This window comes from Bradyrhizobium sp. Leo114, assembly GCF_055229415.2.
This window is the reverse complement of the sequence record NZ_JBUYEN020000011.1, coordinates 150,539-162,997: the sequence shown is the minus strand read 5'-3', so window position 1 is coordinate 162,997 and position 12,459 is coordinate 150,539. Positions and strand designations below refer to the sequence as shown.

At 64.3% G+C, this 12,459-nt stretch carries 13 protein-coding genes; 8 read left to right on the top strand and 5 right to left on the bottom strand.

Translation table 11 applies throughout. The annotated features are described in order from the left end of the window. Positions 1-126: 126 nt before the first annotated feature. A complete protein-coding gene (locus tag ACZIRK_RS16060; protein ID WP_130227044.1) occupies positions 127-1,212 on the bottom strand; it encodes a lysylphosphatidylglycerol synthase transmembrane domain-containing protein in 1,086 nt (361 codons plus the stop codon). A 392-nt stretch (positions 1,213-1,604) separates the two neighbouring features. Here ACZIRK_RS16060 and ACZIRK_RS16055 point away from each other — a divergent pair, with 392 nt between their 5' ends. The 4 genes from ACZIRK_RS16055 (at position 1,605) to ACZIRK_RS16040 (ending at position 6,364) form a co-directional block, all read left to right on the top strand. Next, the gene (locus tag ACZIRK_RS16055; protein ID WP_028163593.1) at positions 1,605-2,111 is read left to right on the top strand and encodes a YciE/YciF ferroxidase family protein; all 507 of its coding nucleotides are present in this window, start codon (positions 1,605-1,607) and stop codon (positions 2,109-2,111) included. 270 nt (positions 2,112-2,381) lie between these two features. Beyond that, on the top strand, positions 2,382-3,812 hold the full coding sequence (locus ACZIRK_RS16050; protein WP_463327699.1) for an MFS transporter: 1,431 nt from the start codon (positions 2,382-2,384) through the stop codon (positions 3,810-3,812). 147 nt (positions 3,813-3,959) lie between these two features. Further along, positions 3,960-4,805 (top strand): MHYT domain-containing protein, encoded by an 846-nt coding sequence (locus tag ACZIRK_RS16045; RefSeq protein WP_463327698.1) that lies wholly within the window; start codon positions 3,960-3,962, stop codon positions 4,803-4,805. After that, positions 4,691-6,364, top strand: a complete 1,674-nt coding sequence (locus tag ACZIRK_RS16040) for a putative bifunctional diguanylate cyclase/phosphodiesterase (RefSeq protein WP_463327736.1) — start codon at positions 4,691-4,693, stop codon at positions 6,362-6,364. The genes ACZIRK_RS16045 and ACZIRK_RS16040 overlap by 115 nt, the downstream gene beginning before the upstream one ends. Here the strand turns inward: ACZIRK_RS16040 and ACZIRK_RS16035 are convergent. Further along, positions 6,361-6,795 (bottom strand): hypothetical protein, encoded by a 435-nt coding sequence (locus ACZIRK_RS16035; protein ID WP_028163590.1) that lies wholly within the window; start codon positions 6,793-6,795, stop codon positions 6,361-6,363. The two genes, ACZIRK_RS16040 and ACZIRK_RS16035, sit on opposite strands and share 4 nt — an antisense overlap. Positions 6,796-6,866: 71 nt before the next feature. On the opposite strand from ACZIRK_RS16035, the gene ACZIRK_RS16030 reads away from it, so the two are divergent. After that, positions 6,867-7,472, top strand: a complete 606-nt coding sequence (locus ACZIRK_RS16030; RefSeq protein WP_463327697.1) for a hypothetical protein — start codon at positions 6,867-6,869, stop codon at positions 7,470-7,472. Between the two features lie 6 nt (positions 7,473-7,478). Here the strand turns inward: ACZIRK_RS16030 and ACZIRK_RS16025 are convergent, their stop codons facing one another. Then, positions 7,479-8,822: an aminotransferase-like domain-containing protein gene (locus tag ACZIRK_RS16025; RefSeq protein ID WP_463327696.1), complete on the bottom strand. Its 1,344-nt coding sequence runs from the start codon at positions 8,820-8,822 to the stop codon at positions 7,479-7,481. Between the two features lie 177 nt (positions 8,823-8,999). On the opposite strand from ACZIRK_RS16025, the gene ACZIRK_RS16020 reads away from it, so the two are divergent. Next, positions 9,000-9,248: a DUF1127 domain-containing protein gene (locus ACZIRK_RS16020; RefSeq protein WP_130227039.1), complete on the top strand. Its 249-nt coding sequence runs from the start codon at positions 9,000-9,002 to the stop codon at positions 9,246-9,248. On the opposite strand, the gene ACZIRK_RS16015 is transcribed toward ACZIRK_RS16020, so the two are convergent. Next, a complete protein-coding gene (locus tag ACZIRK_RS16015; RefSeq protein ID WP_028163586.1) occupies positions 9,245-9,670 on the bottom strand; it encodes a universal stress protein in 426 nt (141 codons plus the stop codon). The two genes, ACZIRK_RS16020 and ACZIRK_RS16015, sit on opposite strands and share 4 nt — an antisense overlap. 57 nt (positions 9,671-9,727) lie before the next feature. Beyond that, positions 9,728-10,270 (bottom strand): SixA phosphatase family protein, encoded by a 543-nt coding sequence (locus tag ACZIRK_RS16010; protein ID WP_463327695.1) that lies wholly within the window; start codon positions 10,268-10,270, stop codon positions 9,728-9,730. Between the two features lie 94 nt (positions 10,271-10,364). Between ACZIRK_RS16010 and ACZIRK_RS16005 the strand changes: the two genes are divergently transcribed. Together ACZIRK_RS16005 and msrB are read left to right on the top strand one after the other, a co-directional pair. Next, a complete protein-coding gene (locus ACZIRK_RS16005) occupies positions 10,365-11,840 on the top strand; it encodes an NAD(P)/FAD-dependent oxidoreductase (protein ID WP_463327694.1) in 1,476 nt (491 codons plus the stop codon). A gap of 73 nt (positions 11,841-11,913) precedes the next feature. Beyond that, the gene (msrB, locus tag ACZIRK_RS16000) at positions 11,914-12,414 is read left to right on the top strand and encodes a peptide-methionine (R)-S-oxide reductase MsrB (RefSeq protein WP_456643376.1); all 501 of its coding nucleotides are present in this window, start codon (positions 11,914-11,916) and stop codon (positions 12,412-12,414) included. The last annotated feature ends 45 nt before the right edge of the window (positions 12,415-12,459 follow it).

Genomic DNA, 12,459 nt, shown 5'->3' with positions numbered 1-12,459 from the left:
TTGGACGGAATCGGATTGTGATCTCATCTCTTTGCTTGAGCATGATCTCCGCGCAAACGCTTCGCGTTTGTCGCGAGGGAAAACCGGTTCCCACCTTTCCGGATCATGCTCCAGATAACGTCGCTGTTACCGTTTCAGGTGCTTGATCCGTGGCCGGCTCTCGACCGATTGCCGCACGGTAACCTCGGCGGTCTCCGCTCTGAAAGGCGGATCATTGAGCTTGCGCCGGCTGAGCCAAGGCTGCACCACGTTAAGCCACAGCTCGCGCACCCCCATGATCGAGATCGAGATGCCGAAGGGGATCAGGAAGTACAGGATGCGGAACACGACCAGCGTGGCCAGCAACTGCTCCTTGGAGAAGTCCGGCAGCGCCACCAGCATCGCGGCGTCGAACACGCCGATCGATCCCGGCGCGTGGCTCGCGAAGCCGAGCAGGGTGGCCAGGATGAACACCACGGCCAGCGAGACGAAATCGATATAGGGCTCGGTCGGCATCAACAGATACATCGCGAGCGCGCAGAAACCGAGGTCGACGACGCCGATCAGGATTTGCACCAGCGTCAGCTTCGCGGACGGTAATACCACCTTCCAGCCGTTCTGGCCGAGCTCGCGGCGGCCGGTGCCGGTCACGAGCCAGACCAGATAGGCGCCGATGCCGGCAAGGCAGCCCACTCCGATCAGCCGGTTCATGGCTTCCGGCAACAGGTCCATCGAGGACGCCGCTCCGGGGTGCCAGACCATGCCGATCCCGAGCACGAACAGATTGCCGAGCCAGAAGGTCAGGCCGGAGAGGAAGCAGATCTTGGCGACATCGATCGCGGTCAGGCCGTAGTCCGAATAGATGCGAAAGCGGATCGCGCCGCCGGTGAAGACGGTGGCGCCGATATTGTGACCAATAGTGTAGCTGGTGAAGCTGGACAGCGCCGCGATGCGGTAGGGGATGTGGGTCTTGCCAATGGTTCGCAGCGCGAAGAAGTCGTAAAAGGTTAACGTGCAGAAGGCACCGACCACGCACAGCGCGGCAAGCGCAATGCGGTGCGGGGCGATCTCGGTCAACGCCGTCAGGACCAGGGCGGTGTCGACGCCCTTCAACGTCCGGACCAGATGGGTCACCGCCAAGACGATGATGATGACGCTCGCGGCGATCCCCAGCCGTTTCCAGCCGATCTTTTCCTTGAAGCCACGCCCAAGCGCGGTCAGCAGCCGATGCATTCGTCCTCCCGGCGGAGCGGCATTCTAAAGAAGGCCCGTTACATGGTCACATGGGATAACGGGTGACGGTCAAACGCACCGTGCCCCAGCACCCATAAGGCAAAACGGTAGATTTGTGCAGCCCTTGACAAGCCACGCGTCCAGCTTCGTTCGTGATTTCTGTCATACGCAGTACATATGTCTGGGTATTGGAAAATGTGAGTCGCCGCCGGCGGTCCTGTCGGTTCAATTTCGTCGTAGCGTTCCGCTGTTCCGTCCCCGGTTCTTGCCGTTTCGCCGGAACGTCTGTCCATCCAGCCTGTTAGCGCAGGTATCAGCAACCAGAACATGGCGTTTTGCGGGGACGACAAGGTGGGCGGGCGCCATGTTCCCAGAACCAAGGGATACGCGCAATGGGACTCTTCAGTAAAGACATCAAGAGCATGAATGACTTGTTCGTGCACCAATTGCAGGACATCTATTACGCCGAGCAACAACTTGTGAAAGCGCTGCCGAAGATGGCCAAAAAGGCCTCCGATCCACAGCTCAAACAGGGATTTCTGACCCACCTGGATGAAACTAAAACGCATGTGCAGAGACTGGAGCAGGTATTCCAGATGCATGGCGCCCAAGTGAAGGCGGTCGATTGCCCGGCGATCGACGGCATCATCGAGGAAGCCGACGACGTGGCCGGCGAGGTGGATGACAAGAACGTGCTCGACGCCGCGCTGATCAACGCCGCACAGGCCGCCGAGCATTATGAGATCGCCCGCTACGGCAGTCTGATCGCCTGGGCACGGCAACTCGGCCGCAACGACTGCGCTTCCATCCTGCAGAAGACGCTGGATGAGGAAAAAACCACCGACAAGAAGCTGACCTCGATCGCCGAAGGCAAGGTCAATCTCAGGGCGGCGAGCTAGATCACGATCCGGCCACGTTTGACTGGGCTGCAGCTCATCAGAGTGTGATTTTCGGGCTAACGTCTGGCTCGCCAGGCGAAATCCGGTTTCGGATGGCCCGGATCATGCTCCAGGCATTTCGGACATTGAGGCAAAAAGCCGCGCCTGAATAATTCCGGTGCGGCTTTTTGTACCGGTCGCTGCCCTCCGCGATCATCCTTCGATCGGTACCGAAATGTATTCACGAAACGACGGGATATGTCTGGTGTTGGCTCTCCGTTGAGGTGATCCATGCAAGACCTGTCACTCAAGACCCGACAATATGCGGACGTGCCGTCCCGTCCGGCCGAAAAACCCGTGCCTTCGAAGCTCGCCGGCTCGTTGACGCTTGCCGCGATGAGCCTCGGCTACGGGGTGGTGCAGCTCGACGTCACCATCGTCAACACCGCGCTGCATGCGATCGGCGGTGCGCTTGGCGGTGGCGTGTCCGAGCTGCAATGGGTGGTGAGCGCCTACACCATCGCCTTTGCTGCCTTCATCCTGACCGCCGGTGCGCTCGGCGATCGCATCGGCGCCAAACGGGTCTTCATGACAGGCTTTGCGCTGTTCACCGCGGCGTCGCTTGCCTGTGCGCTGGCGCCGAACGCACCGGTGCTGATCGCGGCGCGTTGCATCCAAGGACTGGCGGCCGCGATCCTGGTGCCGAATTCGCTGGCGCTGCTCAACCATGCCTATCCGGATGAGAGGGCGCGCGGCCGCGCCGTCGCGATCTGGGCGGCCGGCGCCAGCGTGGCGCTGACGGCCGGGCCGTTCCTTGGCGGCGCCCTGATTGCGCTCATCGGCTGGCGCGCGATCTTCCTGGTCAACCTGCCGATCGGCCTTGCCGGCCTCTGGCTGACCTTCCGCTATGCCGATGAGACCACGCGCTCGCTTTCGCGCGAGATCGATTTGCCTGGTCAAATCGCGGCGATCACGGCGCTTGGCGCGCTCGCCGGCGCCCTCATCGAGGGCGGCGCCCGCGGCTGGCAAGATCCGTTCGTGCTCACAGGCTTTGCTGCGTCCGCGGTGCTGAGCGCGCTGTTCGTCTGGCGCGAAGCCCATGCGTCGCAACCGATGCTGCCGCTGTCGCTCTTCAGACAGCGAATGTTCGCGGCGACGTCGTTCGTCGGTCTTCTCGTCAACGTTGCCCTTTACGGGCTGATCTTCGTGCTGAGCCTGTATTTCCAGGAGATCAACGGCTTGTCGGCATTTCAGACCGGGCTGGCCTTCGTGCCGATGATGGGCGCGGTGCTGCCCGTCAATCTGATCGCGCCGCGCATCAGCGAGCGCATCGGCGCGCCCGCGACCATCGGCTGCGGTGCACTGCTGTCGGCAGCGGGATGTTTGGCCTTGCTCGGCTTGGGGCCTGACACTGCCTATTGGGCGATCTGTGCGCAATTGATCGCGATGAGCAGCGGACTTGGTCTTTTGGTCCCGCCGCTGACGTCGACGCTGCTCGGCAGCGTCGAGAAGTCGCGCTCGGGAATTGCAGCCGGCGTGCTCAATGCGACCCGGCAGACCGGCAGCGTGCTCGGCGTCGCGCTGTTCGGCTCGCTGGTCGGCCGGTCCGCAGCGTTCATCGCCGGCCTGCACACCTCGCTGCTGATCTCGGCTGGCCTGCTGCTTGCGGCCGCTGCCGCGATCATGCTCGGCGCCATGTGGCGGGACCGGGCGACGACGTGACCTGCATCATCACGCGCGCCCGTTGCGGATTGAGCCGATTTTTGTCGCCGGCTCAAAACTTCGTTCACCATCAGCGGAACGAGTTCCGCTGCGGTTACCCCAAATCCACCAACTGGAGGGCTGGTACGGCGGGATAGGGGAACTGCAATGTACCAAGTCCTGATTTGCCTGACGACGCAGCACGATTGGCGGTTCGTCATCCTTGCCCTGACGACCTGCTGGCTCGCCGGCGCGGTCGCGATCAGCCTGTTTCACAGGGCCCGAGCGTCGCAAGGGCTTCCGCGGGTGGTCTGGATCGGGCTGGATGCGGTGGCCGGCGGCTGCGGGATCTGGGCGACGCATTTCATTGCGATGCTGGCCTACCAGCCCGGCATGGGCGTCGGATACGACATTCCGCTCACCCTGCTGTCACTGGCCCTTGGAGTGTCGATCGCCACGGTGGGCTTGACGATTGCCCTGCTGAACAACCGCGTCTCGACGGCAGCGACTGGCGGCGCGATCGTTGGCCTTGGCATTGCCGCCCTGCACTACGTCGGCATGATGGCCGTCGCACTTCCGGCGCGCCTCGTATGGTCGCCTGGCATCGTGCTCGGTTCGGTACTGATCGGCAGCCTGTTCGCGGCGCTGGCGCTCGTGGGTGCAACGCGCAGCGATGATCGCAACCACGGCATCGGCGCGACCGCACTGCTGACGCTGGCCGTCGTCTCGCTCCACTTCACTGGAATGGGCGCAATGACCGTCATTCCCGATCCCAGCGTGGCCGTTGACCAGATGTCGATTTCGCCGGTCGCGCTTTCCTCCCTGACGGCGATCGTGACCTTCGCGTTTCTCGGGATCACGCTGGTGCGGCCATGCTCGACCGTCGTGCCAAGGGCGAAATGCGCCAGCAGAAGGTTCTGCTCGACACCGCGCTCGGCAACATGTCGCAGGGCTTGTGCATGTTCGATGCGGATGGCCGCATCCTCCTGGCCAACGACCGTTACGGCGCGATGATGGGCCGGTCCAGCATTCCGCTGCGGGGCCGCCTGCTGCGCGACGTCCTGCAGGACCAGAAGCTGAACGGCGAATGGGACGGCGATCCCGATCAGTTCGTCGCCGGTGTGATGGCGGAAGCCAGCGCCGGCCACACCGTGACCAAGGTGGTGACCAGGGGCGGCCGCTCGATCCGCGTTGTCGACCAGCCGATGAAAGGCGGCGGCTGGGTCGCGACTTTCGAGGACATCACCGAGTGGCAGCAGGCGCAGGAGCGGATTTCGCACATGGCGCGCCATGATGCGCTGACCAATCTGCCCAACCGGACGCTGTTCCGCGAACAGCTCGAAAAGGGATTGCGGCTCGCCCGGCGCAGCGACCAGCTCGCGGTGCTCTGCCTCGATCTCGATCATTTCAAGATCATCAACGATTCGCTCGGCCATCCCGTCGGAGACGCGCTGCTCAAGGCGGTCGCGCAGCGGCTCGGTGAATGCGTCACCGAGAACGATACCGTGGCCAGGCTCGGCGGCGACGAATTCGCGATCGTGCAGTTCTGCGGGGATTGCGACCCATCAGTGGTGGCCACGCTCGCGAGCCTCATCGTCGAGAAAATCGCGGCTCCTTACGACATCGGCGGCCATCAGCTCGTGATCGGCGTCAGCATCGGCATCTCGCTGGCGCCCGAGGACGGCAAGAATCCGGACGAATTGTTGAAGAAGGCCGATCTCGCGCTCTACCGTGCCAAAGCGGACGGCCGCGCCACCTATCGCTTCTTCGAGACCGGGATGGATGCACGCGCGCAAGCGCGGCGCATGCTCGAGCTCGACCTGCGCAAGGCGCTGCAGCGTGATGAATTCGAGGTTCACTATCAGCCGATCCGCGACGTCGCCCACGACCGGATCGTCGCCTGCGAGGCCTTGCTGCGCTGGAAACATTCGCTGCGCGGGGTGATCCCGCCGGGCAATTTCATCGGGCTTGCGGAAGAAACCGGACTGATCGTTCCGATCGGGGAATTCGTGCTGCGCCAGGCCTGCGCGGATGCGGCTGCCTGGCCGCAGGACGTCGCGGTCGCGGTCAATCTGTCGCCGATCCAGTTCAAGAACCCGAACCTGGTGTCATCTGTGAAGGCGGCGCTTGAGGACACCCGCCTTGCTGCGCATCGCCTCGAGCTCGAGATCACGGAGACGGTGCTGCTGCAGAACAGCGAGGCGACGCTTGCGGTGCTGCACGAACTGCGCGCGCTTGGCATCCGCATCTCGCTGGACGATTTCGGCACCGGCTATTCGTCGCTGAGCTATCTTCGCAGTTTCCCGTTTGACAAGATCAAGATCGATCGCTCGTTCGTCAGCGACCTCGCGACGCGGGAAGATTCTATGGCGATCGTCCGCGCCGTGACCGGGCTCGGCAAGAGTCTCGGCATCGTCACCACGGCGGAGGGTGTTGAGACCGATGCGCAGTTCGAACTGCTGCGTCGCGAGGGATGCACGCAGGCGCAGGGCTATCTGTTCAGCGCGCCGCGTCCCGTCGCCGAGGTGATGAAAATCCTGGCGGAAAGGTCGCCGCAGCGCCTGAGCGCTTAACTCCTGCGCAGCGCAAAATGCGCGCCGCAAAACGCCATCGCACCGCCGAGGCATAGCGCGGCGAGGCCGGCCTCCACGATCGAGATGGTCGAGATCGAACTCGGTGCCGACGCCACCTGGCCGGCGCCGGCGAGAATGAGGACGCCGACGGCGATCAGGAACTGCCGCATCCGCGGCGGGATCTCGCCGGCGACGGCGCTGTGCATCAGGTTTGCGGTGAAGTAGCCGCCACAGAACGCCACCGTCGCGATCAGCCACCAGGCGATCGCCGCGCCCGCCGGCATGGTCTCGTGCGTGTCGGAGCGCCACAGCCCGCCAAGATCAAGGCCGTAGCGCATGCCCAGCATGTGCACGGCGAGCGCCAGCAGCACGCCGGAAAGCATGGCGCCGCCGAGAATCAGGTGGCGTGGAAAAGAGGTCGTCTCGTCCATGGTCTGCTTGTAGGATGAAGCCGGCGCGCCGCGCAAGCGGCGCGGTCAGCCGATACTCCGGGTTGTGGAATTTGCCGAAATCATCAGCCAACAATAGCGCCGAACCAGGCGAGGACACGCCGACGCGCTATGCCTACAAGGCATCATTGATCGGATCGGCGCATCAATTCGAATTGACCGATGCCGGATTGTCGTGGCGCATCGCCGGCCGTTCCGGCGTCTGGCCTTATCGCGATATCTCGGCGGTCCGCCTCTCGTACCGTCCGGTGTCGATGCAGTCGCGCCGTTTCCGTGCCGATATTGCGAATGCCAATGGCGGACGTCTCGTCATCCTCTCGACCACCTGGCAGACCGCGACACTGATGGCGCCGCAGGACCACGGCTACCGTGCCTTCATCGAGGAATTGCACCGGCGGATGAAGGCGGCCGGCAGCAAGGCGGTGCTGACAGGCGGGCTCGGGCCTGTGACCTATGCGGCCGCGCTCGCGGTGTTGGCGGTGCTGGCGGTCGCGATGATCGGGCTATTGCTGCGCGCGCTGTTCACCGGCGAATTTATCGCCGTGCTGTTTCTGATCGGCTTCGCCGTCCTGTTCGCCTGGCAGATCGGCGGCTTCGTCGGCCGCAACCGGCCGCGCAGCTACAGCTTCGATCATCTGCCGGATAAATTGCTGCCGTAGCTCGCTTCACTCGGTCGCGTCAAAATCCTCTTCCTTCGCGATCAAGATGCCCGACAGCGCCCGGAGTCCGGTTTCGAGCTGCTCCAGCGTCGGCGCGCCCAGCGCCAGGCGGACCGCGTTGGGTGCATGTCCCGGGGCGACCGCGAAGGTCGTCGACGGCGTCAACGCGATGTCGCGACGGGCGGCTGCGGCTACGAAAGTCTGCGAGCGCCAATGCGGCGGCAATGTCAGCCAGAGATGATAGGCCTTGGTATTGGCCTGGACTTCGAAACCGGCGAGCAATTTTGCGGCCATCTGCTGGCGGCGCGCCGCGTCGATCCGCTTCAGCCGCGTGAGCTCCGACACGGTGCCGTCACCCATAAGCCGCTGCCCGGCAGCAAACGCATAGCCTGACGCCGTCCATCCGCCGGAGCGGACGGATGCCATGATGATCTCGCGCAGCCGTAGCGGAGACACGATGAAGCCGAGCGCAAGCCCGGGTGCGACTTTCTTCGAGAGGCTGTCGAGCACGATGCAGCGGTCGGGAGACAGCGCAGCGAGCGGCGGCTCATCGTCGAGAAATCCGTAGACCGTGTCCTCGATGATAGTGAGGTCGAGCTTCTCGACCACGCGCAGCAGATCGGTGCGCCGCGCGGCCGGCATCGTGATGCCCAGCGGGTTTTGAATGGTCGGCTGCAGATAGAGCGCCGAAAGATGCGCCTCGCGGTGCGCTTTCTGCACCGCATCGGGCCGCACGCCGTGCTCATCCATCGCAAGCGGCACCAGCGTCACGCCAAGCCGCGCCGCGATGCCCTTGATGAAGGGATAGGTCAGCGCCTCGACGCCGCAGCGCCCGCCCGGCGGCACCAGCGCGGCGAGCGCGGCCGCGATGCACTGCCTGCCGTTGGCGGTAAAGACGATCTGCTCGGCGCCGGGAGACCAGTTCTTGCGGGCAAGGAACGCCGCCGAGACCTGTCGCACGGCTTGCGTGCCCGTGCTGGTCGACGGCCGCAATGCGGCCTCGAGCGCCTCTGTCCGTTCCAGCCCTTGCAGGCTTTTCGCGATGATCGCCGCCTGTTGCGGCAGCAGCGGATAGTTGAATTCCATGTCGATGCGCGCGCCATGCGCCTCGGGCGACGGCGCGATGCTGCCTCGCGCGTCGCCGGAAATGAAGGTGCCGCGGCCGACTTCGCCGACGACGAGACCGCGCCGCAACAGCTCGGTGTAGACCCGGCTCGCGGTCGACACCGCGATCTTGCGCTCATAGGCGAAACTGCGTTGTGGCGGCAGGCGGTCGCCAGGTTTCAGCGCGCCGCCGGCGATCTCGGCGGCGATGGCGTCGGCAAGCCGCAAATATTCGAACTTCGACATTATTGCACCGAGGACAATGTTTCGCTTGAACCGAGATAATTACCGGATCATCTAGGGGGCATCAATCCTGCGATTGTACTGAGGATGCGCAAGCAATCCGAGGTCAATACGGCGCTGCGATAGCATTTGCGCCGACGGCATCGCTTTGCCGCGCGGGAGAAAGCCGGAGAGAAGACGATGTCGACGCTATCCTCAGCCGCAGGCCGGCCCGCGCAGCCGGGCGCTTCAGGCGGGCTGGTTCGCCGGATCGAAGCGGGCGCGCACGCGCTGCTCGCTTATCTGGAGCGCCGCGCCGCCATCAAAACACTTCGCGGACTGGATGACCGCGCGCTGCGCGACATCGGCATCTCACGCTGCCAGATCGAGGCCGCCGTTGGCGGCGCGCTCAATCCCGCGATGGGAAAGCTTGGATCGAAAGCATTTTAGTGCCGCACCACCAGCACCGAGCATTTTGCGTAGCGCACCACATGGCCGGCATTGGAGCCGAGAAAATAGGTGCGCATCGCTGGGCGGTGCGAGGTCATCACGATAAGGTCGGCGTGCATTGCCGCCGCTTCCTCGAGGATCTCGTGATAGATGCCGCCCTGTCGCACCACGCTGGAAATGCGCGATGGCTCGATGCCGCTTTCCCGGGCCACGATCGCCAGCGCTTCCTCGGAGGTCTGCCGCTGTTGGGTATCGAAATCGGCCGGCACATATTCGGCCAGCATCACCGGTGTCATCGGCAGCACGTTGAGCAGGCGTACCGTACCCCTCCAGTTTTCCGCGAGCGTTGCCGCTGTCGCGATCGCGGGCTTCGCCAGATCGGTGTCGGCCAAATCGATCGGCACCAGAATGGACTTGAACATCCACGCCTCCTGTCCGCTCAACATTGACACGGCAAGCGGCGATTCCCGCGCCTGCCTCTAGTCGTCCGAAGTCTGCTTCAATAGTTTCGGGCTGACAAACTGTACGAGCTTGCCGCGACGGAACGCCACGTCGGTCCAGTCGTGCGTCGGGAAGTCGAAGATCGCAAGACCGGAGGTTGGCAGGTTGTGATCGAGCGCTTTCTTCGCAGATGCGTCGCCGCTGCCGATGAGGGTGAGGGCAAGCTCATGCATGCCGGGATTGTGGCCGATCAGCATCAACCGCTTGGGGTCGCCGACCGAAGCCATCCGAATCGTGTGCAGCAGGTCGGTCGGATCGGCGCCGTAGAGTTCCGGTAGGAACTCGACGTCTGGCGGCGATACGAGCCCTTTCATCGCTTGCCAGACGACTTCCCAGGTCTGATGTGCCCGGACCGCGGGCGAGACCAGCACGCGGTCAGGAAAGGGCGGATGCCGGCCGATCCAGGCGCCGATCTCCGCGGCATCACGGTGGCCGCGCTCGTCGAGCCGCCGGTCGTGATCCTGGCCCGTGGGCGATTCGGTTTCGGTCTTGGCGTGACGCAACAGCATCAAACGGCGCATGGCGCAATCTCAATTCGGCGTGTTCTGGATTAATCTTACATGCTCATGCCCGCGACAAGGTGACAAGCCGTGTCGCGGTCCGTAAGAAAACGACATGAGCGAGACTTCCACAAGTGCGACCGACCATCGCGATGCTGCGATGCCGTTCCCCTCGCGCCTTTCGGTCGAGCTGGACGTCGATATCTGCGTGGTCGGGGCGGGGCTTGCCGGACTGACGGTGGCGCGGGAGGCGGCGCGGCTTGGCGCCAGTGTTGCGGTGCTCGAAGGCCGCCAGGTCGGCTGGAACGCCTCCGGTAACCAGCTCGGCACGGTGATGCCGGGATTCAATCTTCCGCTGTCCGAGCTGATCGAACGCGTCGGCCTGGAAGACGCCCGCGAACTCTGGGCGCTGTCGAAGTCCGGCGCCGATTACGTTCGCGCGACCGCGACCGAGGAACTGATCCCGGGCATCGCGTTCAGCGAGGGTGCGCTGCAGGTTTCCACCGTCGATGTCGGCGAGACCCTGATCAGCCGGCTGCAGACGCTGGCTGAGGATTTCGAGACCGAGGTCGAGGGCTGGCACGTCGACCGTGTGCGCAGCACCATCAGGACGAAGCGCTATTTCCATGGCATCTACTATCCCAAAGCGTTTCAGGTTGACGGCCGCAAATATGTGCATGGCTTGGCGGCGCTTGCGCAGCGGGCAGGGGCGCGCATTTTCGAGGACACGCCGGTGGTCAGCATCGACTTCTCCGGCATCCGCAAGCGCATCGTTACGCCTTCGGCGCGCTTGCGCGCGTCCCATATCGTGCTCGCCGGCAATGTTCATCTCGGCGCGCCGCTCCAGCGCCTGTCGGACACGCTGCTGCCTGTCTGGCGCTATGCGGCGGTGAGCGAGCCGCTTGGCGAGCGGCTCGCGGAGGCGCTCGCCTTTCACGGCTCGGTCGGCGACAGCGACGGCATCGATCATTTCCGAATCGTCGATGGCGACCGGCTGATGTGGGCGAGCCCGGAGACGACATGGAACGCGAAGCCGCAGCGTTTCGCGCCCGCCATCCAGCGCCGCATCGCGACCGTCTTTCCGCAACTCGGCAAGGTCGCAATCGACGATGTCTTTGGCGGCGCCGTTGGCGTGACGGTGCATGGCATGCCGCAGATCGGCGAGCTGCGCAAGGGCCTCTGGGTCGCAAGCGGCTTTGGCCGGCAGGGCATGAACACCTCGGCAATGGCCGGGCTGTTGATCGCACGCAGCATCCTGTGGGGCGACGAACGCTGGCGGCTGTTCTCGCCGTTCGAACTGGTCTGGGCGGGCGGGACGACCGGCCGCATCGCGGCGCATCTGATCAGCCTTTGGGGGCGGGGCGCCTCCGCCGCCGCCAACGCACTGGCGCGCTATCGGGAGGGCGTGCGCGCCAAGGAGCGCGTCCGCAACGCACGTCTCGCCGAGGCCAATCGCCAGTACGGCACCCTGCCGCGGCCGCCGCGCCGCCGCCCGGCGCCTGGTGGCCAGCGGACTGCGCACCCGCAACCGTCTGTGCCGCAGGAGCTGTATGGCTCAAGCTCGCAGAAAAGTGAGGAGATCAGGGACTGACCGGTGTAACGTCGCAATCGGGTGTGCCGTATCTGACAGCGAACAATCGTCATCCGCCTCCACGGAGACCATCATGATTGACCGCCGTTTCCTGCTTGCTTCCGTTGCCGGCCTGTTCAGCCTCGCCGCTTTCCGCTGGCTGCGTGGTTCGCCGGCGCAGGCCGCCGAGAAATTCGAGATCGAGAAGACCGACGCCGAGTGGCGCGCGCAGCTCACGCCGCAGCAATATGAGATCCTGCGCAAACAGGGCACGGAGCGGCCATGGTCCAGCCCGCTGTTGAAGGAGCACCGCAAGGGCATCTTCGCCTGCGCAGGCTGCGACCTGCCGCTATTCTCCTCCGACACCAAGTTCGAAAGCGGGACCGGCTGGCCGAGTTTCTATCGGCCGCTCGAAAACGCCGTCGGCACGACGGAAGATCGCACCTTCGGCATGGCGCGTACGGAGGTGCATTGCCGGCGCTGCGGCGGCCATCTCGGCCACGTCTTCGACGACGGTCCGAAGCCGACGGGTCTGCGCTACTGCATGGATGGCTTTGCGCTGGTCTTCCATCCGGCGACTGCTTCAGCGACCTGAATCTCGTCATCGCGCGCGATGCAATGAACACAAAAAAGGCCTCCC